We start from the raw sequence: 20,689 nt of genomic DNA on the forward strand, positions 1-20,689 counted from the left end.
TGGCCGCATTCTTTAGGACCTCCATGAAATCCCTTCTTGTCGCGACATCGCTCCTTGCCATGCTCTCCTTGACCGCCTGCGATCGCCCCGGCGGGGATGCCTCGCGGACTGCGCCGGCAGTATCGCCTGAGCCGACTGCCGCACCGGTCAGCGGCACCGGCGCTGCCGAACTGGCTAAGGGCGATCCCGCCGTGCTCGGCGTGCTGGCGGCGCTGGATGAAAACGAAATCGCGCTGGCCAAGCAGGCCATCTCCCAGGATCTGGGCGGCGCGACCGACACCTTCGCCAAGCAGCTGCTGCACGACCACGAAGCCAACCTGGAAAAGAGCAAGGCACTGGGTGCCACCGACAGCCCGCGGGCCGATGCAATGCGCGCCAAGGGCAAGGCAGCGGTGGACGCACTGGCAAAGACAGCGACCCTGCCCGATGGCAAGGACGCCTACCGCAATGCCTTCCTGCGCACGATGGTCAGCGACCACGGCGACACCATCAAGATCATCGACGCCGAACTGCTGCCCGCCGCCGAAAGCGCGCCGTTCAAGCAGCATCTGGAAGAAAGCCGGCGCGTGGTGTCAGCGCACTTCGAGCGTGCCCACGCGGTGTCCTCCTCGCGCTGAGCCTGTTACAGCGTCTGCAAGCAGCCAACGCGCCGGCCTGTCCGGCGCGTTGGCGTTTGAGCCTTGCCGGTCTTGCCGATCGGACACGCCCTCCGCCCGGCCACCGTCCTGGTGCCGCACGCGGCCATCGCAGCGTGTGCAGCGACTTCACTTTGCAGCAGGCAGCGCTGGCCTATCGTGCCGCATCGATTCAGCGCAGGAATATCCCATGCAGTTGCTCATCACCGGCGGCACCGGGTTCATCGGCCAGGCCTTGTGTCCGGCACTCGTGCAGGCCGGGCACCAGGTCAGCGTGCTGACCCGCGACCTGCGGCGCGCGGCGCGTCACCTGCCCGGCATGACCGTGGTGGACACGCTGGACGGCGTGCAGGCCGATGCGGTCATCAATCTGGCGGGCGAGCCGCTGGCGGCCGGCCGCTGGACCGATGCGCGCAAACAGCGCTTCCGCGCATCGCGCCTGGGCATCACCGGCCAGCTGCATGCCTGGATCGCGCAGCAGCCGGCCGAACGGCGCCCGGCGGTGCTGATTTCCGGCTCGGCGGTGGGCTATTACGGCGAGCGTGGCGACAGCGTCCTGACCGAGGCGGACCACGCAGGCGACGATTTCTCTGCACAGCTGTGCCGCGACTGGGAAGCCGAAGCGGCAAAGATCGCCGCGCTCGGCCCGCGCGTGAGCTGGGTGCGCACCGGCATCGTGCTCGACCGCGACGGCGGCGCGCTGGCGCGCATGCTGCCGGCGTTCCGCTTCGGCGGCGGCGGCCCATTCGGCGATGGCCGGCACTGGATGAGCTGGATCCACCGCGCCGACATGGTGGCCTTGCTGCTGTGGTTGCTGGAACACGGCCAGCCCGGCGCCTACAACGCCACCGCGCCGACCCCGGTTACCAATGCCGAGTTCGCGCGCACCCTGGCCCACGTGCTGCATCGCCCGGCGCTGCTGGCGCTGCCGGCCGGCCTGCTACGGCTGGGCTTTGGCGAGATGGCCGAGCTGCTGCTGGTCAGCCAGCGCGTGCTGCCGCAACGCGCCCTGGATGCCGGCTTCCGCTTCCAGTACGTCCACCTGGAAGCGGCATTGCGCGCCATCCTGCAGCGCTAGCGCCTGCGCGGTGGCCCTGCGGCCTTGCGCAATGGCAGGGCTGCCGGCCGCCTGTAACGGCCCGGCGTGCCATGCACTAATATTTGCCTAACGACCATCTCCGACAGTGCTGCCGATCTCGGACTGGCCCTGGGCCCGGCGGAACACCTATGCACCTGCTGCTTGTCGAAGACGACACCATGCTGGCCAACGCGATCTGCGATGGCGTCCGCCAGCAGTCCTGGACCATCGACCACGTCGGCAGCGCCAATGCCGCCAAGACCGTGCTGGTGGACCACCGCTACACCGCGGTGCTGCTGGACATCGGCCTGCCGGGCGAGTCCGGGCTGACGGTGATCCGCTTCATGCGCGGCCATTACGACGCCACGCCGGTGATCGCACTGACCGCGCGCGGCCAGCTCACCGACCGCATCCGCGGCCTGGATGCCGGTGCCGACGACTACCTGGTCAAGCCGTTCCAGTTCGACGAGCTGATGGCGCGACTGCGTGCGATCACCCGGCGCAGCCAGGGCCGCGTGGTGCCGCTGCTCACGCAGGGCGATGTCTGCGTGGACCCGAGCAGCCGCAAGGTCACCCGCGACGGCAAGTGGGTGGCGCTGAGCGCGCACGAATACCGCCTGCTGCTGGCGCTGATGGAACGCGCCGGGCGCGTGGTCACCAAGGATCAACTGGAAGAAGGCGTCTACGGCGGTCCGTCCGAAGGCGGCAGCAACATGATTGCGGTATACGTGCACCAGCTGCGCCGCAAGCTCGGCGACGAGCTGATCTCCACGGTGTATGGCCAGGGCTACATGGTCGGCAAGGCACCGGAATGAAATCGCTGCAGGCACGCATGCTGGCGGCGCTGGCCGCAATCGTGTTGTTGAGCTGGTCCACCTCGTTGTGGATCCTGGTCGCCCTGGTCACCCAGGGCCATCACAGCGTGTTCGAGCAGGAGCTCAACATGTTCGGCGACCAGTTGATCAGCGCCCTGCCCGATGCGCTGGAGCACCGCTTCGATACGCAAGCGGAGCCGCCGGCCGCGGTCGATACGCACACCCCGATCGGCAATGCGTCCTCGCGCATGAGCTTCAAGCAGACCTTGATTGCGATGGTGCTCAACACCTTGCAACTGGGGGTATTGGGCGTGCTGGTGTGGTGGGCGGTCCGCACCTCGCTCGCACCGCTGCGCGCCATCTCCGGCGCCATCGCGCAACGCACCGGGCTGGAAACCGAGCCGGTGCCGCTGGCGCAGGTGCCAGACGAGATTCGCCCGCTGATCGGCTCCTTCAATTCGCTGCTGGCCCGCGTGGAGAAGACCGTGCAGGCCGAGCGCGATTTCGTGGCAGACGCCGCGCACGAACTGCGCACCCCGCTGTCTGCGCTGCATGCCTACGCCGAGGTCGCGCTGCGCGCACCCACGCTGGAGGCCAAGGACGCGGCGCTGCAGCAGCTACTTGAAACCGCGCGCCGCAGCAATCGCCTGGCCGAGCAATTGCTGGATCTGGCGCGGCTGGATGCAGGCATCAGCTCGGCGGCGTATCAGCAGGTGGACATGGGCGAGCTGATCTCGCATGTGCTGGACGAATTCAGCGTGCAGGCCGAGGCCCGCCACATCAATTTGCAGGTGGAAGCATCGCCGTGCCTGTTGCGTTGCGATGTGGATGCGGTGGGTATCCTGATCCGCAATCTGGTCGACAACGCCATCCGCTATGGCCGGCTCCATGGCATGGTGGAAGTGAGTTGCGGCTACTGCCTGCGCGCCGATGCGCTGCATCCGTTCGTGCAGGTCAGCGATGACGGCCCCGGCGTCCCGGAGAGTGCCCACGCATCCATCTTCGAACGCTTCTACCGGGTTGCCGGCAGCCAGGTGCAGGGCAGCGGAATCGGTCTGTCGCTGGTGGCCGGTATCGCGCGCCTGCACGAAGCCAGCATCGAAACCTGCGAAGGCCACGAGGGCCGCGGCCTGTGCGTGCGCGTGGTGTTCGCCAGCGAGGGCGTGCGCCGCACCGGCTGAACGCAGGCGGCGTGCGGCGATCGTCCAGCGCCCAACCAATAAGTTTCCAACACCCGCTGCCTACAGTGCACTCACCGCACGCATCCAGGATGCATGGTGATGTTCCACTCGATCCGTTCCACCCCGCTCTCTCCCGCCGCCATCGCGCTGCTGGCACCGCATACGGCTGCCAACGATAGCGTTGCCCCTGCCCCTGTCGCCGATGTCCTGCTGCTGGACTTTCGCTGTGGCCGCACCGGCACGCGCAATCGCGACATCTGGAGCGAACTGCCGGATATCCGCAGCGCGCGTCAGGCGCGCCGGCTGCAGCACTGGGCCAAGAGCGGGGTGATGTTCACTGCTGCCGCAGTGGTGTTTGCGCTGGCGGTGGCCAGCTATCTGATGCATTGAGCGCGCGGCCCCGCTCGCGCGTGCTTGTCCCTATCTGCTTCCTCTCCAGGTATCTGCCCATGTCGTCGCATTCTTTTGTCCGTTGCTGCGCGCTGCTGGTTGTCGGCGTGACGCTGATCGGTTGTGCCAGTACGCGCCCGATGCCGTACAGCCAGCTGCCGTCTTCAAGCTATCTGCGCCCGCACGATGGCAGCCGTGGTGACCGCATGCCGTACGCCTACCAGGGCGAGGTGGATTGGACGCGCTACCGCGCCGCACTGGTCGAGCCGGTCAGCATCTATCGCGGTCCTGACGCGCAATTCGAAGACGTGCCCGAGCAGGACAAACGCATGCTCGCCGATTACATGCAACAGGAGTTCGGCAATGCGATCGGGCAGCGTTGGCAACGCGCGACGGTGGCCGATCGCGACACCTTGCGCGTGCGCATCAGCCTGGCCGGTGCCAAGCCCAGCAAACGGGTGCTGGGCACCTTCATGAAGGTGGATCTGGGTGGCGGCTCTTATAACGCGGTGCAGGCCGCACGCGGCAAGGAAGGCGCATTCTCCGGCTCGGTCAGCTACGCGGTGGAAATCTTCGACGCGCAGAGCAACCGCCTACTCGCCGCCTATGTCGAAAAACAGTATCCGAGCGCAATGAACATCAAGGCCAGCCTGGGCGCCTACGACGCGGCCAAGGCCGGTATTCGCAAGGGCGCCGAGCAGTTGGTCAAGGGAATGGAGTAGCTGGGATTTAGGATTTGGGATTTGGGATTTGGGAATCGGGAATCGGGAATCGGATTAGCGGAAGCGATGGCTTGCAGTTTCCTTCTCCCACCGGGAGAAGGTGCCCCGCAGAGGCGGATGAGGGTCCGGGCGAAGCCTCGCGAACTCGGAACGACACGCGGGCTTCGTCGGTTTCATCCCAGCGCCGCTGCACGCCTAACCCACTCTTGCGGCGCGGGCGCTCCAGGACACGCGCACCCATGGCGTGCAAGCCGTACCTTCTCGCTCCGTGAGGAGAGTGGCTTGATGTTCCGCATCTGGCGAGCGGTGCGGACAGATGCCCATCCGGTTCAAATGTCAGATCCAGTCACTTGCCCGATCACATGAGCGCAGCAAGCAAGGGACCGCCTCGTTAACGATCACACCACAAAAAAGGCCGGCGCTGTACGAACAGCGCCGGCCTTTGTCAGTCTGCACGGCCAACGCATCGTCAGCGTGCAATGCCATCTTGGTGCTGCAGCATCAACGCGTCACGCGCTTGGCCACCTTCTTGCCCACCGCCTTGCGGGCGGCGGTGGTCTTGGCCACGGCACGCGTGGCCGGGGTCTTGGTGACCTTGGCTGCCTTCTTCAGGGTGGTCTTGGTCACCGCCTTCTTGAGCGGGGCCTTTTTCACTGCGGCCTGTTTGGTGGCGGTCTGTTTGGCCACCGGTGCCTTCTTGGCGGCGGGCGTGACGATGGTCTTGGCGACCGGCTTCTTGACCGGGGCCGCCTTGGCCGCAGCCTTCTTCGCTGCCGTACGCGCGCCCACCGTGGCCACCGCGCTCTTGCGCGCTGCGCTCTTGGCAGCGGTCTTGGCACTCAGTGCTGCGGCTTCGGCCTTGGCATTGGCCTTGGCGGTTTCCAGCTTCTGCTTGGCGCTGGCCTTGGTGTTGGCCAGTTTCTTCTTGGCAGCATCGGTGGTGCTGCTCAGCTTCTGCTTGGCGGCATCCTTGGTAGATGCAAGCTTCTGCTTGGCAGCGTCCTTGGTGGCGGTCAACTTGTCCTTGGCGGCCTCCTTGCCCGACACCAGCGAGCGCTTGGTCTTGGCCACGCTGCGCTTGACCGCGGTGGCTGCATCGCCGGCCTTTTCGACAACGCGCTGTTCGACCTTGACCACGGCCTTGCGGGCCTTGGCGACGCGGATCTTGACCTCTGCCGCCGCCGTGCCGGCCGCGTCCTGCACGCTGGCCACCGCGTCGCTGGTGGTGCTGGCGATGGTCTCGCCCAGTTCGGTGGCAGTGCTCTTGACGCTATCGACAGCCTCGGACAGGGTTGCCGTCACACCATTGCCGTTGCTCATAGGACCCTCCTTAAGGGCATCAGTGCTGAAAACGCGGGCGATGCGCAGCGGCATGCGTATGCTGAACAGGCATCGGATCAAGCGGACGCTACGCCGGGCTCAAGCGACTGTCAACGCAGCGCCGGCAAGGGCTCGGCGGCGCTTTCACCAGGCGTTAAATTGCCCGCTGGCACTCTCGTTCAGCTTGATTTACGCAGTCAGACGCCCTATTCCTCTTCCACCGCGTAACCCGGACTCGTTGCATGCGCCCGCTGCCCACCTTGCTGACCCTTTCTCTGGCCGCTGCCTTCGGCGGATTTGCCGCCACCGGCATCAACGCCTGGATGGACAACCGCGCCGAGGCCACACCGGCCGGCGCGGCCACCACCTTTAGCCTGCCCGCGGCCGCCGCACTGCCGGCCGCCGTCGCCGGGCAACCGGTGCCGTCGCTGGCGCCGATGCTGCAACAGGCGATGCCGGCGGTGGTGAGTGTCAATACCAAGCAAGTGGTGCGCGTGCGCAACCCGTTCTTCAACGACCCGATCCTGCGCCGGCTGTTTCCGCAGGTGCCGCAGGACCGCATCAACGAGTCGCTGGGTTCTGGCGTGATCATCGATGCGCAAAAAGGCTATGTGCTGACCAATCACCACGTCATCGAAAATGCCGACGATGTGCAGGTGACGCTTGGCGACGGGCGCACGGTCAAGGCCGATTTCATCGGCTCCGATGCCGATACCGATATCGCGCTGATCCGCATCAAGGCCGACAACCTCACCGACATCAAGCTGGCCGACAGCAATGCGCTGCGCGTGGGTGACTTCGTGGTGGCGATCGGCAACCCGTTCGGCTTCACCCAGACGGTGACCTCCGGCATCGTCTCGGCGGTGGGCCGCAGCGGTATTCGCGGGCTGGGCTACCAGAACTTCATCCAGACCGATGCCTCGATCAATCCGGGCAACTCCGGTGGTGCGCTGGTCAACCTGCAAGGCCAGTTGGTGGGCATCAATACCGCCAGCTTCAATCCCCAGGGCAGCATGGCCGGCAATATCGGCCTGGGCCTGGCGATCCCGTCCAACCTGGCGCGCAATGTGGTGGAGCAACTGGTGACCAAGGGCGTGGTGGTGCGTGGCACGCTCGGGCTGGAAACCCAGAACCTCACCCAGCAGATGCTGCAGGGCCTGGGCGTGGATTCGTTGCGCGGTGCGCTGGTGACGCGCGTGTTGCCAGGGTCGGCTGCGGCCGCCGCAGGCGTGCAACCAGGCGATGTGGTGGTGGCCGCCAACGACCAGCGCGTGGACAGCGCAGAGGCGCTGCACAACTACGAAGGCCTGCAGGCGGTCGGTAGCGCGGTCAGGCTGGAGATTCGCCGCGATGGCAAACCGCTCACGCTCACCGCCAAACTGAAGGAGCAGGACCGCGCAGTCACCGGTGACATGCTCGACCCGCGCCTGGGCGGCGCCACCTTCGTGGATCTGCCCGAATCGCTGCGCCAATCCGGCATTACCGGCGTCATGGTCAGCGAGGTCAAACGCGGCGGTCGTGCCGCAGCCAATGGTCTGGTCAGCGGAGATGTGATCGTGGCCAGCAGCGTGGGCGAGTTTGCCGATCTGGCCAGCTGGCGCGCCAATTTCCAGCGCAAGCCGCAGCAACTGGTCGTGCGCATCCTGCGTGGCAACGCGCAGTACGACGCGTTGATGCGTTGACGTGGCGTGCACTGCCATCGGCGTGCACTAACACCTCCTACACCGCAGCGATGCTATTGCTGCACCACGCCCGCATGCTGTCGCGGCTGCCATCAATGACCGAAGGAGATATCGCATGAGCCCCACTAATACCGACCAGCTGAAAGAAAATCTGAGCGAAGCCAGCACCCACCTGAAGTCTGCCGCCAGCGCTGCAGGCGAAGCCGTCAAGGGCGCCACCAGTGCTGCAGGCGATGAGCTCAAGCTCGGTCGCGCCAACGTCAAGGCTGAGCTCTCCGATACCGCACTGGCTGGCATGGCCGCTGCCGAGTTCGGCGGCGCCGCTGCCAAGGAACAGCTCGATGTGCTGGTCAGCAAGGGCAACGACCTGCTGGAAAGCGCCACCGATCTGATTCGTGAGCGCCCGCTGGCTGCGTTCGGCGTTGCGTTTGCGACCGGCTGGATCATTGCCAAGCTGGCACGCAGCAACGACAACTAAGTCGTGAGCGACCAGGCCTCTACAGCTGCCGCCTCCGACGCGCCCAACGCGCGTCCGGAAACGCCAGGACTGGACGAAAGCGTACGTGCGGTCGGCGCAGCCGGCCGCGCAACGCTGGGCTCGGCCAAGGACACCAGCCGCGCGTTGCGCCGGCTGGTGTCGGCCGACTTGCAACTTGCACGCAGTGCGTTCGGGCGCGGACTGGCCTGGGCATGCGTTGCCGTGGTCTTCGGCGCGTCGTCGTGGTTGTTGCTGGCAGGTGCAATCATCGCGCTGCTGCAACGCGCCGGCCTTTCGTGGTTCCAGGCGATGTTTTTCACCGCACTGGCCAGCTTGTTGGTCACCGGCATTGCGGCGTGGCGGGTGTTCTTCTACTTCGACCACACCGGCTTGAATGCAACACGTCGTCAGCTGGTCAAGCTGGGCATCTTCGATGACAGCAGCGACGACGACGATGCCCACGCATCGGCTGCCAATGGAGCACGCACATGAAGTTTGGCACCTTGCGTCAGCGCGTGGAACGCGCCGAATTCCTGGTGGAAGGGCGCGCCCAGGAAACACGCCTGCATTGGGGAGAATTGCGTGACACCTGGCGTGCCGGGTGGTCTCCGCTGCGGATCATGGTGGTTGGTTTCGGCCTGGGGTTTGTCACCGGCCGCAACGAACCGCAGGCAGCACTGGGCAGCATTGCCAGCAAACTGGGCGGTATCCCGAAGATTCTGCAGATGATCAGCACGATCTCTGCGCTATTCACCGCACACCGTGCGCAGGAAGCTTCCGAGCAGGCCGAACGTGCTGCAGACAGTGCCGAAGAGGTCGCTGCCGATCCGCCGGTGACGGTGGTGCAGGCGCCAATCGATCGCGCTGCGTAATGGCGGGTTCCCGAGCACCGCTCGGGATCACGCTGCGGGTGTCCGCCGCCCGCTGCGCGGCAGAGCCCGCCACTGGTGCTGTTAAGGACTGACGTTACGCGCACACCCTCTGTGCGCTGCGTTGACGCGTTCGGCTGATAATGGCCCACCGCTGGCAGCACGCCAGTCTGCTGCCAGGGCGCGCATGACTCTTCCCGTCGATTCTATGGATGCTGCCGTTGCGGCAGATTCGCTCCCGCCGCCACCGGCGCCGCGCCCACGTGCGCCTGTCTCGCTGGTGGTGCTGGCCACGCTTGCGGTTGGTTATACGCTGTGGGCTGCACAGACGATCATCCTGCCGGTGATGCTGGCCGCCTTCTTTGCCTTGATCGGCAACCCCATCCTGCGCGGTCTGCGCAAGCTGTACATCCCCCGCTTCCTCGGCGCCTTGATGGTGTTGTGCCTGGGCCTGGCCGGTACCGTGACCCTGGCCGCGCAGCTGGCCGGGCCGGCCGCCGAATGGGTGCAGCAGGCGCCCCGGCAGATGCGCCAGATCGCCCGCGATGTGCGCGATTTCACCAAGCCGGTGATGCAGGCCAACCAGGCCGCGGAAAACTTTGCACGCGCGGCAGGCGGCGATGGCCAGCGCAGCGTGCAGATCGTGCGCACGCAGATGGACGACCCCTACAAGGCGCTGGTGCGCACGCCGAAGCTGGCCGCCTCGGTGCTTGCGGTGGTGCTGCTGACGTTCTTCTTCATGGTCTACGGCGAAAGCCTGCAACGGCATGCGATCGCCTTGCTGCCCAATCGACAGCAGCAACGCTTCACCACCGAAATCATGCTGGACATCGAGCGCGAGGTCTCGCGCTACGTGCTCACCATCAGCGTGATCAATACGCTGGTCGGACTGGTCTTCGCCGGCATTCTCTATGTGCTCAAGATTCCGCTGCCCGAAGCGCTGCTATGGGGCACGGTGGTGGCGCTGCTCAACTTCGCGCCGTATGTGGGCCCGTTGATCGGCGTGATGCTGATGCTGCTGATGGGCTTTGTGGAATTCCGCACCACCTTGTCGGCGATGCTGCCGGCGATCCTGTACCTGGCACTGCACACCATCGAAGGCCAGGTGGTCACCCCGATCGTGCTCGGCCGCCGCATGGCGATCTCGCCGCTGATGCTGATCCTGGCGCTGATGCTGTTCGGCTGGCTATGGGGCATGGTCGGTTTGCTGCTGGCGGTACCGCTGCTGGTCTGCATCAAGATGGTGCTGAGCCGGGTGGAGGGAATGCAGCGTTGGGCGCGGCTGTTGGAGTAGCCGGGAATCGGGAGTTGGGAATCGGGAATCGCAAGAGCAGTGGCTGCGCTCTACCCATTCTCGATTCCCGACTCCCCATTCCCGGCATTACAATCTCGCGATGAGCTTCCACATCAGCGCCATCACCCTCGACCTCGACGATACGTTGTGGCCCTTTGCGCCGATCGGGGCGCGGATCGACCAGGTGTTGTACGACTGGATGCGCGAGCACAGCCCGGTCACCGCCGAGCGGTTTCCGGTGGAGGCGATGCGCGAACTGCGCGAGCGCAGCTTTGCCGACAACCCGCACCTGCATCATGACCTCAGCGCGCTGCGGCGATTGACGCTGGAAATGGCGCTGCGCGAGAGCGGCGGCAACCTGGCCTTGCTGGAGCCTGCGTACGACGTCTTCTACGCCGCGCGCAACCAGGTGGAGTGCTACCCGGATGCGCTGGACGCGCTGGCGCGCATCGCCGCGCATGTGCCGGTGGCGGCGCTCAGCAACGGCAATGCCGATCTGCAACGCATCGGGCTGATGCATCACTTCGCGTTTCAGCTGGGCTCGCGCGAGCACGGCAGCGCCAAGCCGGACCCGAGCATCTTCCTGGCCGCATGTGCGCGGCTGGAGGTGCCGCCGGCGCAGGTGCTGCATGTGGGCGACCACGTGCGCATGGACGTGCTGGGCGCGCTGGATGCCGGGCTGCGCGCCTGCTGGATCAACCGTGATGGAGCGCAGTGGTCGCACCCGACCCAGCAACCGGATCTGGAGTTCGACTCCATGACCGGGCTGGCCGACTGGCTGGACGCGCAGCAACCGCACCCCGACCCCGCACACGCCGGCATCCGCCTTCCCGCCTGAGCCACTTCTTGCTCGGCGCATGGCGCCGCCCCCGAGGATTTCCATGTCGCAGCTCACCGGTTTCATCGATCCCAACGCCGCAGCCTTGCCGCTGCATGTGCTCGACCGCGAAGGCTTTGCACGTTGGTGCGCCGAGCAGCCCACGCGCGTGCTGGCGTGGGCACAGGCGCAACGGTTCGATGCCGCACCAGGCAGCGTGCTGTTGCTGCCGGGCGAACAGGGGCTGGCCGGCGCGGTGCTGGGCATCGGCGACCGCGCCGATGCCTACGCCTACGCGCATGCACCGATGGCGCTGCCGCCGGCCAGCCGCTGGACGCTGGCCAACACGCTGAGCGAGAGCGAACAGGCGCTGCTGCACCTGGGCTGGGGCCTGGGTGCGTACCGCTTCTCGCGCTACCGCAAGGTGCCTCGCGCACCGGCCGAACTGGCCGCCACGCCGACACCGCAGACACGTGCCTTGATCGAGGCCTGCATCCGCGTGCGCGACTGGGTCAACACGCCGACCGAGGACATGGGCCCGCAGCATCTGGAAGAGGCCACGCGCGCACTGGCGCAAACGCATGGCGCCCAGGTCGATGCCATCGTCGGCGAGCAATTGCTGGCGCAGAACTTCCCCACCATCCACGCGGTCGGGCGCGCCTCGCACCGGGCGCCGCGACTGATCCAGCTGCAATGGGGCGATGCGGCGCATCCGCATCTGGTGCTGGTTGGCAAGGGCGTGTGCTTTGACACCGGCGGGCTGGATCTGAAGCCGGCCGATGGCATGCGCAACATGAAGAAGGATATGGGCGGCGCGGCGCATGCCTTGGCGCTGGCCGGCCTGGTGATGGCGCAGCAGCTGCCGGTACGACTGACCCTGTTGATTGCCGCGGTGGAAAACGCCGTCGGCCCGGACGCGTTCCGCCCGGGCGAAGTCATCACCACCCGCGCCGGCGTCACGGTGGAAGTGGACAACACCGATGCCGAAGGCCGCCTGGTGCTGTGCGATGCGCTGAGCTACGCCACCGAGCAGCGCCCCGATCTGATCCTGGATTTCGCAACGCTCACCGGTGCCGCACGCATCGCCTTGGGGCCGGACCTGCCCGCGCTGTTCGCCAACGACGATGCGCTGGCGCAGGCCTGGCTGCGTGCCGGCGAGCAGACCCGCGACCCGGTCTGGCGCATGCCGCTGTGGCGCCCGTATCTGCGTTACCTCAACAGCCACGTCGCCGACATGGCCAACGCCGGCTCGCGCATGGCCGGCGCGGTCACCGCCGCGCTGTACCTGGAGCGCTTTGTCGCGCCGGGCCAGCTGTGGGCGCATCTGGACGTGTACGCCTGGAACGACAGCGACCGCCCCGGCCGCCCGGCGGGCGGCGAGGCGCTGGCGCTGCGCTCGGCCTTTGCGATGCTCCAGCAACGCTACGGCGGCTGAGCTCGCCGCGCACGCAGCGCGCGCGGCCATCAGCACGCGCCTCAAGTCGCGCCGGTCATCCCTGGCTGCGCAGCAATGGCGCGATCGTGCGCATGCGTGTCTGCGTCGCCGGGCCGACCAGCGCAAACGCGGTCTCGCCTTCGGCCCAGTACTGCGCCAGTAGACGGCCATCGCGCCGTTCGCCGGTGGGCATCGGCCCGCTGCGCGGACGCAGGTACAGGCCGATACGCGCGCCGTCGGCATCGCTGTAGACCAGCATCGCTGCCGCGCCTTCGGGTGTGGAAAGCAACTGCCCGCCGCGCAGCACGTAGCCCTGCGCACGCAGATCCGGCACCACACCGGCGTTGCCGAAATGCGTGCGCAACCACGGCTCCAATTCCGTACGGCGCTGCACCTCCAACGCAACGCCCGGATGCGCGTCGACATCGGCAAACAGGCGGTATGCGGCCACTGCATCGGCCATCGGCACGCGCTGAATGGCGAGCCGGCTCTCGCGCAACTGCCAGCCCAGCCCGGTGCCCAGGCCCAGCGCCAGCACGCAACTGGCGGCCATGGCCACCAGGGTCCGGCGGCGTTGCTGCAGGCCACGGCGAATCGCTGCAGGCGTCAGCGCCAGTGCGGCCATCTCCGGCTCCAGTCCGGCGTGCGCGGCGCGCAGCGCTTCGGCATCGCGTTTCCAGCCCGCCACGCGCGCAGCCTGCGCCGGGTGCGCCTGCAACCAGGCGGCCACCGCTGCGCGTTGCGCCGGCTCCAGCCGGCCATCGACATAGGCGTGCAGTGCGTGTTCGTCAGGCGGCGGGGTACTGGTCATTTCAGGATCCTCAATGCGGGTGCATGGCGCACGTGGCCTTCATTCAATGCACGCAGGCGTTCGCGCGCACGCGACAGCCGCGACATCACCGTGCCGATCGGGATGCCGAGGGTGTCGGCCACCTCGCGGTAGCTGAAACCCTCCACGCTGACCAGGAGCAGCAAGGCGCGCTGTTCCGGCGGCAGCAACGCCAGGCTGGCCAGCATGGCGCGGCCGTCGTGCACCTGCTCGGCCGATGCGGACTGGCTGGGCTGCTGCGGCGCGAACAAGCCCACCACGCGCTGCCAGCGCGCGGCGCGGCGCTGCCCGTCCAGAAACTGCCGGTACAGGATGGCGAACAGCCACGGCTGCAGGGCCTCGGCGGTATGGCGGGTGCGCCAACGCCGCAGCGCACGTTCCAGCGTGGCCTGCACCAGGTCGTCGGCGCTGGCGGGCTCGCCGCTCAGCGAGCGCGCGAAGCGACGCAGCGCCGGCAGCACGGCACGCAGTTGGTCATCGTCCAGAGCATCCATCGGCAGGTTTGGTGGTGGCATCACACAGTAGACGCGCTGGAGCGTGGACTATTCCCACGATTGATGCGCGTGCCACAACGCCTGGGCGATCACGGGAATAAGTCGGCCTGCACGTCGTCTCACTGCATCGACCACTCACCGCACCGACCCCTGGAGCCAGCCATGACCTTGCCACCTCCTTCCCCACCGCCACAGCATGGACGCGTCCGCGTGGCGCCCTTGCTGGGGATCGCCGCGATTGCCGGCGGCCTGGCGGTTGCGTTCGCCTGGACCGCCGGCTGGATCGGTGGCGACCGGCTGACCGCCGCGCGCATGACCGACACCATCGAGGCCAGCGGGCCGCCGCATCCGGGCTTTCGCCGCGCACATACCAAGGGCGTGTGTGTGAGCGGGGACTTCAAGGCCAGCGGCAAGGCCGCCTGGCTGTCGTCGGCACGCATCTTCAGCCAGGCCAGCACGCCGGTGCTCGGGCGTTTGTCGATCGGCGGCGGCGACCCGCATGGCGCCGATGGTGCGGCACGCGTACGCAGCATGGCATTGCTGTTGCGCAGCGACGACGGGCAGGAATGGCGCACCGCGATGAACAGCTTTCCGTTCTTCGTGGTGGCCACACCGGCCGGTTTCCAGGCATTGAACGTGGCATCCCGGCCGGACCCGGCCACCGGCAAGCCAGACCCGGCCAAGCTGGCCGCGTTCGGCAAGCAGTATCCGGAAGCAGCCAAGTTCCAGCAGTGGGCCAAGACCGCACCGTGGTCCGACAGCTGGGCCAATACGCAATACAACGGGGTGAATGCGTTCCGCGCGATTGCCGCCGATGGACGCGAGCGCTACATCCGCTGGTCGATGCGTCCGCATACCCCGTTCCAGGAGCTCAGCGCCGAGCAGCGCGCGCAGGCCGATGGCGATTTTCTCGCCACCGATCTGGACACGCGCCTGGCGCAGGGGCCGCTGCGTTGGGACCTGGTGCTGACCGTGGCCGAGCCGGGCGATGCGGTGGACGATCCCTCGCAGCCATGGCCGGAAAGCCGCAAGCAGATCGTCGCCGGCACGGTGTCGATCGATCATGCCGAGCCGCAGGCCACCGGCCCGTGCCGCGACCTGAATTACGACCCGCTGATCCTGCCCAAGGGCATCGCCGGATCCAACGACCCGATCCTGGCGGCGCGCTCGTCGGTGTATTCGCAATCGTTCAACCGACGCGAGCATGAGATCGCCAATGGCACAGGTAGCGCCGCCACCGGCCAGGGAGCACGCCAATGAGCAGCCACACCCACTTCAACTTGCCCGCACGCGTGCTGCATTGGTTGATGGCCGCGATGATCCTGACCATGCTGTTCGTCGGCGTGGGTATGGTGGCTTCGGTGACGCAGCGGCCGTGGTTGATCGATCTGCATCGCCCCTTGGGCATTGCGATCCTGATCCTTGCGGTGCTGCGGCTGATCAATCGCCTGCGCAACCGCCCGCCGCCGCTGCCGGCCGACCTGCCGGCCTGGCAGAAGGCCGCGGCGACCGCTTCGCACTGGTTGTTGTATGCGCTGATGCTGGGCATGCCGTTGATCGGCTGGGCGATGCTGTCGGCCGGCGCTTATCCGATCGTGCTGTGGCCGGGCGCGAACCTGCCGGCGATCGCGCCGCACGATCCTGCGCTGTACGCCTGGTTGCGGAGCGCGCACGGCTGGTTGGCGTACCTGTTGTTCGTCACCGTGCTGGGGCATCTGAGCGCGGCGCTGTTCCATGCCTGGGTGCGCCGCGATGGCGTGTTTTCCAGCATGGCGCGTGGCGAGCGGTCTGCGCGTTGATGGATGGCTGCTGGCTCCCTTCTCCTGCCGGGAGAAGGTGCCCCGCAGGGGCGGATGCGGGTACGGGCGAAGCATCGGGTTGACCGCCGTCTGGAGTGGCGTTGCCCCGTACCCTCACCCCAACCCCTAGCCCGATGGGAGAGGGGCTAGGATTTAACGCTGGCGTTTTGTCTTGGCCGCTGGCACGGATGCTTCGATGCCCTTGCCGGTGGCGGCCCAGTAAATCCCGCCGTACAGATGCTCCAGGTAGCGCGGGTCGTTGTAGGCCTCGGCCAGATGGCCGAGCGCGGTGGCGAACACGCGGCCGCCTTCGAAGTGGTGATACCAGGCCACCGGGTGCTGCTTGCCCATGCCCTTGGCCACCTGGCCCGGCCAGATCAGCGTGGGGTCGTAGCTGGTTTCGTCCACCGTCATCAGCGTGACCAGGTCGTCGCTGTATGGCGGATCGTATTCGTACCATTCGTCGGTCCACACCCAGCGCGCGGGCAGGCCGGCAGTGGCCGGGAAGTTGGCGTCCACCACGTCGACCATCGCGGTCTGCATGTACGGATGGGTGCGGAACGAGCGGCCGATCAGGTGGTCGTACCACTGCCAGTCGCCGCGCTTGATCGCAAACGCCTTGTGCACCGCCACCACGCCGCCGCCGTTGCGCACGTAGGCCTGAAAGTTCGCACGCTGCGTGGGATCCAGATCGGTAGCCGGCGTATTGAGCAGCACGATCGCCGCGTATTGCGATAGATCGCCATCGAAGGCCTTGGCATTCCACGCCCATACCAACTCGACATAATGCTTGCGCGCCATCGCTTCGAATTGCGGCTTGGCGACCGGGATATAGTCGTGGTGATACTGGTTGGGAATCGCTGCCACCAGGATCTTGAACTGCTCGGCAGACGCGTTGAATGCGCACACCATCAGCAGGCCCAACAGCCACAGGGATTTCATGCCGTTCGCTCGCAGGGATCGTTCTGGCCCGGCAGTGTACCCGCGCCTGCGCGGCATGCTTTTCGCGTTATTTGGAATAGCGGCAGGCGGCAATGCACAACGGATACGCGGCAATGCGCAGCCCATGCCATCCAGTGCTGCGCTCGCTGGCAACGCAACGCGTCTGCGTCACTGCTTCACAGCCAGCCTTTCTGCCGCGCCAGCCGATACGCTTCGATGCGATTGGCCACGCCCAGCTTGCCGATGCATTCGGACAGGTAATTGCGCACCGTGCCATGCGACAACTGCAACTGCTGCGCGATCTCGCTGGCCGAGCGGCCTTCGCCGGCCAGCCGCAACACCGTGCGCTCGCGTTCGCTCAAGGGATCGGCTTCCACCCAGGCGTCCAGCGCCAGTTGCGGGTCGATCACCCGCCCGCCACGCTGCACCTGACGCAGGGCGCCGACCAGTTGTTCGGCCGGCGCGTCCTTGAGCAGATACGCCGCCACACCGGCATCCAGCGCGCGGCGTAAAAATCCCGGGCGGGCGAAGGTGGTGACGATCATCACCCGCAGCGGCAGCGCCTGGCGCTGGATGCGCTGGGCCAGCTCCAGGCCGGTCAGGCCGGGCATTTCGATATCGGTGATCAGCACGTCCGGCTGCAGGCGTTGCAGCTCGCGCCAGGCAGTTTCGCCATCGCCTGCGCTGCCGACCACCTCGATATCGTCTTCCAGCCCAAGCAAGGCGACCAACGCGCCACGCAGCAGCGCCTGGTCTTCGGCCAACAACACCCGGATCATCGCGCGCGCTCATATGCAGACAACGGTGGCGCACGATAGCAGCGCTTGGGCCCGCCGTGCATTGCGTGCAATGCAGTGGACGTGTGCGCGATCAGCGCGACGGTGGCAGCAGCGGCACCGGCACTGGCGGCTGCGCGGTCGCCAGCGTGGGCTGCGGCAACGGCACGCTGGCGCGCAGGCGCATACCGCGCGGCAGCGCTTCCACCTCCAACGCGCCGCCCAGGCCGTGCAGGCGTGTGCGCATGCCGTCCAGGCCGTTGCCGGGCACGATCACCCCGCCACGCCCATCGTCGCTGATGTCCAGCACCGCCTGCTCGCCCTGCGCGCGCAGGCTCACGCGCATACGCCTGGCCTGCGCATGCCGTTGCACATTGGTGGCCGCTTCGCGCACCACCAGTGCCAGTGCGGTTTCGTGTTCGGGCGGCAATGCCAGCGTTTCCAGCGCGTGTTCCAGCACGATGCCGTCCATCTCCAGCAATACCCGCGCCGACGCCAGCTCGGCCACCAGCCCGGCGGCGCGAATGCCGGTGACCGCGCGCCGCACCTGCGCCAGGGCATCGCGCGAAATCTGCGCCACCGCATCGATCTCGCCGCGCGCGGCCTGCGGATCGCGCGCGATCAGGCGCGCGGCCAGATCGGATTTGAGCGCCACCAGCGACAAGGTGTGACCGAGCAGATCGTGCAGGTCGCGGCCGATACGCTCGCGCTCGGCGGTGGCGGCCAGCCGGCGCACTTCGTCCTGCGACAGGCGCAGCAACGCGTCCTTGCGTTCGTTGATGCTGTACACCGCACCGACACCGGCCATGCCCAGCACCGACACCGGCAACCACACCAGCGATTGCAGGCGCATTCCCAGCCAGTGCGCCCAGCCCAGGTAGAGCACGTTCATCACCACCAGCATCGCGAAGTGCCGCCACAAGGCCTGCCGTGTGGACGGGGGCAGGCTCAGGCAGGCGAAGACGAAATAGCTGATCCCCGAGGGATACACCGGCAGCAACGCGGCACTGAGCACACCCATCGCCCAGGCATAGCGATACAGGGTGCCGCGCGGCGCCAGCAACATGCGCGCGTACAACAGCAGGAAGACCGGATACGACAGCAAGGTGCACAGCAGCCAGGTGCTGTCGTACCCGCGCGGGGAAAACACCGGCACCACGAACACCCAGCTCGACCACAGCAGATGCACGCCATCCATCCACGGCGACTGGCCCTGCGCCAGCCGCGCGGCAACCTGCGAATTGGCGGCGGGGCGAAGCCAGGCGGGTAGCGACAAGCGCATCGGGATGGGTCCATGTGAGTGATCGGATTCTGCCACTGACGGGCCCGACCGGGCGCCCGATGCTGCAGCCTCGCCGATCCTGGAAAGCGCGGCCAGTTGCCGCTGTCATGCGCGGCAGGTGACAGCTGTCACTGGTGAATGCCGCCGCTGCGGTCGCATGCTGCACAGCACCTGGCAGCAGCGTTGGTCGCGCTACCGTTCGTCGCCGCAACCGCATTGGTGACTTCCGGCAGCTTGCGGCGGCGCCCGCGGCCGGTCACATTTTCGCGCAGCATCCCGTCCTGGTCCTCGATGAATACTTCTGCCGATCTGCTCAAGCAACTCCGCATCGACCGCCAGCGTCCTGCCGCCCCCGAACCTGCACGGCGCGGCGGCTGGATCATCGCCGCCGTGATCGTCATCGTGCTGCTGGCGGCCGCGGCGTGGTGGTTCACCCGCCGCCCGGTGGCGAAGGTGCAGACCGCAGCGGTGGTGGCGATCAGCGCCGGCAGCAGCAGTGCCTCGGTGCTGGACGCATCGGGCTACGTGGTGGCGCGGCGCATGGCCACGGTGTCGGCGCAGGTCACCGGCAAGGTGCGTGAGGTGATGATCGAAGAAGGCATGCGCGTCGAACAAGGCCAGGTGATGGCCACGCTGGACCCGCTGGATGCCGATGCGCAGCGCACGCTGTCGGCATCGCAGCTGTCGGCCGCACGCAGCCAGGTCGACAACATGCAGGCGCAACTGGCAGTGGCCAATGCCGATGCGGCGCGGCTGCAATCGCTGGTCGGTGCGCAACTGGTGTCGCGCTCGCAGTACGAGCAGGCCACCGCACAGCGCGATGCCTTGCGCGCACAGCTGCAGAATGCGCAACGCAACGTGCGCGTGGCATCGGACCAGCTGGCGATCTCGGCGATCCGCTCGGACTTCAACGTGGTGCGTGCGCCGTTTGCCGGCGTGGTCACCGCCAAGGCCGCGCAGCCCGGCGAAATCGTCTCGCCGCTGTCGGCCGGCGGCGGCTTCACCCGCACCGGCATCGGCACCATCGTGGACATGGAATCGCTGGAGATCGAAGTGGAAGTGGGCGAGTCCTACATCGGCCGCGTGCAGCCGAAGATGCCGGTGGACGCGGTGCTCAACGCGTATCCGGAATGGAAGATTCCCGGCGAGGTGATCGCCATCATTCCCACCGCCGACCGCGGCAAGGCCACGGTGAAGGTGCGCGTGGCGCTCAAGCTCAAGGACCCGCGCATCGTGCCGGAAATGGGCGTGCGGGTGAGCTTTCTGGAACGGGCCAATACGCAGGAGGCCAGCAAGCCGCAGGGCGTGCGCGTGCCGGCTGCGGCACTGGTCGAACGCGACACGCGCACGGTCGCGTTCGTAGTCGGCGAGCGCAACACCGTCAGCATGAAGACGGTCACTCCCGGGGTGGTGATGGGCGAGGACCGCCAGGTGTTGTCGGGTTTGAGTGCGGGCGACAGCGTGGTGCTGGATCCGCCGCAAGGCCTGAAAGACGGCGACACGGTGGCCGAAGCCGACGCGGACGCTGCCGAGTAACTGCGCCGGTAACTGCAGTCACCAGGTGGGCAGCGACGCCGCTCCGGGGAGCGCGGCGCCCACAGTGGCAGCAGTGGCGGATGCGGTCGTGGCACCTGGATGGCGCTGCGATCGCGCAAGGCAATGCAAGCACATAGCAACGATTACAGCGGCGTCGGTGATCCACAGCCAGCGGCGTCATCGGTCAGTACAGAACTAGCCGCCTGCTTGTCGCCGCCATGCGTCGTCGCGCACGTCACCCAGCAGTTGCGTCTGTCGTCATCCAGCCTCGTACCGTCTTGCCGCCTCACCGTCACTGCATCGCCGTGTTGCCGT

At 67.1% G+C, this 20,689-nt stretch carries 22 protein-coding genes; 16 read left to right on the forward strand and 6 right to left on the reverse strand.

The window, feature by feature from the left end:
• Positions 1-23: 23 nt before the first annotated feature.
• The 6 genes from XARJCFBP2528_RS20520 to XARJCFBP2528_RS20545 all read left to right on the forward strand — a co-directional run bounded on the left by XARJCFBP2528_RS20520 (position 24) and on the right by XARJCFBP2528_RS20545 (position 4,821).
• Complete coding sequence (locus XARJCFBP2528_RS20520; protein WP_047125044.1) at positions 24-617, forward strand: DUF4142 domain-containing protein; 594 nt, start codon at positions 24-26, stop codon at positions 615-617.
• Positions 618-825: 208 nt separating this feature from the next.
• Positions 826-1,713, forward strand: coding sequence for a TIGR01777 family oxidoreductase (locus XARJCFBP2528_RS20525; RefSeq protein ID WP_016902657.1), 888 nt, complete (start codon positions 826-828; stop codon positions 1,711-1,713).
• Between the two features lie 149 nt (positions 1,714-1,862).
• Positions 1,863-2,528, forward strand: a complete 666-nt coding sequence (locus XARJCFBP2528_RS20530; protein WP_016902656.1) for a response regulator transcription factor — start codon at positions 1,863-1,865, stop codon at positions 2,526-2,528.
• Positions 2,525-3,709 carry an ATP-binding protein gene (locus tag XARJCFBP2528_RS20535; RefSeq protein WP_016902655.1) on the forward strand — a complete coding sequence of 395 codons (1,185 nt, stop codon included), beginning with the start codon at positions 2,525-2,527 and terminating at the stop codon, positions 3,707-3,709. The genes XARJCFBP2528_RS20530 and XARJCFBP2528_RS20535 overlap by 4 nt, the downstream gene beginning before the upstream one ends.
• A 99-nt stretch (positions 3,710-3,808) precedes the next feature.
• A complete protein-coding gene (locus XARJCFBP2528_RS20540; protein WP_026064356.1) occupies positions 3,809-4,099 on the forward strand; it encodes a hypothetical protein in 291 nt (96 codons plus the stop codon).
• A gap of 59 nt (positions 4,100-4,158) precedes the next feature.
• On the forward strand, positions 4,159-4,821 hold the full coding sequence (locus XARJCFBP2528_RS20545) for a DUF3313 domain-containing protein (protein ID WP_016902653.1): 663 nt from the start codon (positions 4,159-4,161) through the stop codon (positions 4,819-4,821).
• Between the two features lie 501 nt (positions 4,822-5,322).
• Here XARJCFBP2528_RS20545 and XARJCFBP2528_RS20550 read toward each other — a convergent pair.
• Positions 5,323-6,141, reverse strand: coding sequence for a hypothetical protein (locus XARJCFBP2528_RS20550; protein WP_016902652.1), 819 nt, complete (start codon positions 6,139-6,141; stop codon positions 5,323-5,325).
• Positions 6,142-6,383: 242 nt separating this feature from the next.
• On the opposite strand from XARJCFBP2528_RS20550, the gene XARJCFBP2528_RS20555 reads away from it, so the two are divergent.
• The 7 genes from XARJCFBP2528_RS20555 (at position 6,384) to XARJCFBP2528_RS20585 (ending at position 12,716) form a co-directional block, all read left to right on the forward strand.
• On the forward strand, positions 6,384-7,823 hold the full coding sequence (locus XARJCFBP2528_RS20555) for a Do family serine endopeptidase (protein ID WP_016902651.1): 1,440 nt from the start codon (positions 6,384-6,386) through the stop codon (positions 7,821-7,823).
• A gap of 115 nt (positions 7,824-7,938) precedes the next feature.
• Complete coding sequence (locus XARJCFBP2528_RS20560; RefSeq protein WP_006450942.1) at positions 7,939-8,301, forward strand: hypothetical protein; 363 nt, start codon at positions 7,939-7,941, stop codon at positions 8,299-8,301.
• Between the two features lie 3 nt (positions 8,302-8,304).
• Positions 8,305-8,793, forward strand: a complete 489-nt coding sequence (locus tag XARJCFBP2528_RS20565; protein ID WP_016902650.1) for a hypothetical protein — start codon at positions 8,305-8,307, stop codon at positions 8,791-8,793.
• Entirely contained in the window at positions 8,790-9,173 is a 384-nt protein-coding gene (locus XARJCFBP2528_RS20570; RefSeq protein ID WP_016902649.1) for a hypothetical protein, read from the forward strand. Before XARJCFBP2528_RS20565 ends, XARJCFBP2528_RS20570 begins: the two co-directional genes overlap by 4 nt.
• A 184-nt stretch (positions 9,174-9,357) precedes the next feature.
• Positions 9,358-10,464: an AI-2E family transporter gene (locus XARJCFBP2528_RS20575; RefSeq protein ID WP_026064355.1), complete on the forward strand. Its 1,107-nt coding sequence runs from the start codon at positions 9,358-9,360 to the stop codon at positions 10,462-10,464.
• Between the two features lie 100 nt (positions 10,465-10,564).
• On the forward strand, positions 10,565-11,302 hold the full coding sequence (locus tag XARJCFBP2528_RS20580) for an HAD family hydrolase (protein ID WP_016902647.1): 738 nt from the start codon (positions 10,565-10,567) through the stop codon (positions 11,300-11,302).
• A gap of 43 nt (positions 11,303-11,345) precedes the next feature.
• Complete coding sequence (locus XARJCFBP2528_RS20585; RefSeq protein WP_016902646.1) at positions 11,346-12,716, forward strand: leucyl aminopeptidase family protein; 1,371 nt, start codon at positions 11,346-11,348, stop codon at positions 12,714-12,716.
• Between the two features lie 55 nt (positions 12,717-12,771).
• Here XARJCFBP2528_RS20585 and XARJCFBP2528_RS20590 read toward each other — a convergent pair whose 3' ends face one another.
• Positions 12,772-13,527, reverse strand: coding sequence for an anti-sigma factor family protein (locus XARJCFBP2528_RS20590; RefSeq protein WP_016902645.1), 756 nt, complete (start codon positions 13,525-13,527; stop codon positions 12,772-12,774).
• A complete protein-coding gene (locus XARJCFBP2528_RS20595) occupies positions 13,524-14,039 on the reverse strand; it encodes an RNA polymerase sigma factor (protein ID WP_016902644.1) in 516 nt (171 codons plus the stop codon). The genes XARJCFBP2528_RS20590 and XARJCFBP2528_RS20595 overlap by 4 nt, the downstream gene beginning before the upstream one ends.
• A gap of 162 nt (positions 14,040-14,201) precedes the next feature.
• Here XARJCFBP2528_RS20595 and XARJCFBP2528_RS20600 point away from each other — a divergent pair, with 162 nt between their 5' ends.
• Both XARJCFBP2528_RS20600 and XARJCFBP2528_RS20605 read left to right on the forward strand, forming a co-directional pair.
• Positions 14,202-15,299 (forward strand): catalase family peroxidase, encoded by a 1,098-nt coding sequence (locus tag XARJCFBP2528_RS20600; RefSeq protein ID WP_039815017.1) that lies wholly within the window; start codon positions 14,202-14,204, stop codon positions 15,297-15,299.
• The gene (locus XARJCFBP2528_RS20605) at positions 15,296-15,838 is read left to right on the forward strand and encodes a cytochrome b (protein ID WP_039512593.1); all 543 of its coding nucleotides are present in this window, start codon (positions 15,296-15,298) and stop codon (positions 15,836-15,838) included. The genes XARJCFBP2528_RS20600 and XARJCFBP2528_RS20605 overlap by 4 nt, the downstream gene beginning before the upstream one ends.
• A gap of 153 nt (positions 15,839-15,991) precedes the next feature.
• Here the strand turns inward: XARJCFBP2528_RS20605 and XARJCFBP2528_RS20610 are convergent, their stop codons facing one another.
• From XARJCFBP2528_RS20610 to XARJCFBP2528_RS20620, 3 genes are all read right to left on the reverse strand, one after another.
• Positions 15,992-16,780 (reverse strand): ThuA domain-containing protein, encoded by a 789-nt coding sequence (locus XARJCFBP2528_RS20610; RefSeq protein ID WP_039815015.1) that lies wholly within the window; start codon positions 16,778-16,780, stop codon positions 15,992-15,994.
• A gap of 176 nt (positions 16,781-16,956) precedes the next feature.
• Entirely contained in the window at positions 16,957-17,559 is a 603-nt protein-coding gene (locus XARJCFBP2528_RS20615) for a response regulator transcription factor (RefSeq protein ID WP_016902640.1), read from the reverse strand.
• A gap of 91 nt (positions 17,560-17,650) precedes the next feature.
• Entirely contained in the window at positions 17,651-18,838 is a 1,188-nt protein-coding gene (locus XARJCFBP2528_RS20620; protein ID WP_016902639.1) for a sensor histidine kinase, read from the reverse strand.
• A gap of 291 nt (positions 18,839-19,129) precedes the next feature.
• Between XARJCFBP2528_RS20620 and XARJCFBP2528_RS20625 the strand changes: the two genes are divergently transcribed.
• Positions 19,130-20,374 carry an efflux RND transporter periplasmic adaptor subunit gene (locus XARJCFBP2528_RS20625; RefSeq protein ID WP_026064353.1) on the forward strand — a complete coding sequence of 415 codons (1,245 nt, stop codon included), beginning with the start codon at positions 19,130-19,132 and terminating at the stop codon, positions 20,372-20,374.
• Positions 20,375-20,689: the final 315 nt, after the last annotated feature.

The organism is Xanthomonas arboricola pv. juglandis (genome assembly GCF_001013475.1).
GTDB classification, from domain to species: Bacteria; Pseudomonadota; Gammaproteobacteria; order Xanthomonadales; family Xanthomonadaceae; genus Xanthomonas; species Xanthomonas arboricola.

Bases quoted from the DNA above. Each gene is read 5' to 3' on its own strand.
- XARJCFBP2528_RS20625 (WP_026064353.1), top strand. From the start codon at position 19,130: ATGAATACTTCTGCCGATCTGCTCAAGCAACTCCGCATCGACCGCCAG.
- XARJCFBP2528_RS20595 (WP_016902644.1), bottom strand. From the start codon at position 14,039: ATGGATGCTCTGGACGATGACCAACTGCGTGCCGTGCTGCCGGCGCTG.
- XARJCFBP2528_RS20535 (WP_016902655.1), top strand. From the start codon at position 2,525: ATGAAATCGCTGCAGGCACGCATGCTGGCGGCGCTGGCCGCAATCGTG.
- XARJCFBP2528_RS20610 (WP_039815015.1), bottom strand. From the start codon at position 16,780: ATGAAATCCCTGTGGCTGTTGGGCCTGCTGATGGTGTGCGCATTCAAC.
- XARJCFBP2528_RS20550 (WP_016902652.1), bottom strand. From the start codon at position 6,141: ATGAGCAACGGCAATGGTGTGACGGCAACCCTGTCCGAGGCTGTCGAT.
- XARJCFBP2528_RS20585 (WP_016902646.1), top strand. From the start codon at position 11,346: ATGTCGCAGCTCACCGGTTTCATCGATCCCAACGCCGCAGCCTTGCCG.
- XARJCFBP2528_RS20570 (WP_016902649.1), top strand. From the start codon at position 8,790: ATGAAGTTTGGCACCTTGCGTCAGCGCGTGGAACGCGCCGAATTCCTG.
- XARJCFBP2528_RS20525 (WP_016902657.1), top strand. From the start codon at position 826: ATGCAGTTGCTCATCACCGGCGGCACCGGGTTCATCGGCCAGGCCTTG.
- XARJCFBP2528_RS20530 (WP_016902656.1), top strand. From the start codon at position 1,863: ATGCACCTGCTGCTTGTCGAAGACGACACCATGCTGGCCAACGCGATC.
- XARJCFBP2528_RS20620 (WP_016902639.1), bottom strand. From the start codon at position 18,838: ATGCGCTTGTCGCTACCCGCCTGGCTTCGCCCCGCCGCCAATTCGCAG.
- XARJCFBP2528_RS20540 (WP_026064356.1), top strand. From the start codon at position 3,809: ATGTTCCACTCGATCCGTTCCACCCCGCTCTCTCCCGCCGCCATCGCG.
- XARJCFBP2528_RS20520 (WP_047125044.1), top strand. From the start codon at position 24: ATGAAATCCCTTCTTGTCGCGACATCGCTCCTTGCCATGCTCTCCTTG.
- XARJCFBP2528_RS20590 (WP_016902645.1), bottom strand. From the start codon at position 13,527: ATGACCAGTACCCCGCCGCCTGACGAACACGCACTGCACGCCTATGTC.
- XARJCFBP2528_RS20575 (WP_026064355.1), top strand. From the start codon at position 9,358: ATGACTCTTCCCGTCGATTCTATGGATGCTGCCGTTGCGGCAGATTCG.
- XARJCFBP2528_RS20555 (WP_016902651.1), top strand. From the start codon at position 6,384: ATGCGCCCGCTGCCCACCTTGCTGACCCTTTCTCTGGCCGCTGCCTTC.
- XARJCFBP2528_RS20545 (WP_016902653.1), top strand. From the start codon at position 4,159: ATGTCGTCGCATTCTTTTGTCCGTTGCTGCGCGCTGCTGGTTGTCGGC.
- XARJCFBP2528_RS20580 (WP_016902647.1), top strand. From the start codon at position 10,565: ATGAGCTTCCACATCAGCGCCATCACCCTCGACCTCGACGATACGTTG.
- XARJCFBP2528_RS20600 (WP_039815017.1), top strand. From the start codon at position 14,202: ATGACCTTGCCACCTCCTTCCCCACCGCCACAGCATGGACGCGTCCGC.
- XARJCFBP2528_RS20560 (WP_006450942.1), top strand. From the start codon at position 7,939: ATGAGCCCCACTAATACCGACCAGCTGAAAGAAAATCTGAGCGAAGCC.
- XARJCFBP2528_RS20615 (WP_016902640.1), bottom strand. From the start codon at position 17,559: ATGATCCGGGTGTTGTTGGCCGAAGACCAGGCGCTGCTGCGTGGCGCG.
- XARJCFBP2528_RS20605 (WP_039512593.1), top strand. From the start codon at position 15,296: ATGAGCAGCCACACCCACTTCAACTTGCCCGCACGCGTGCTGCATTGG.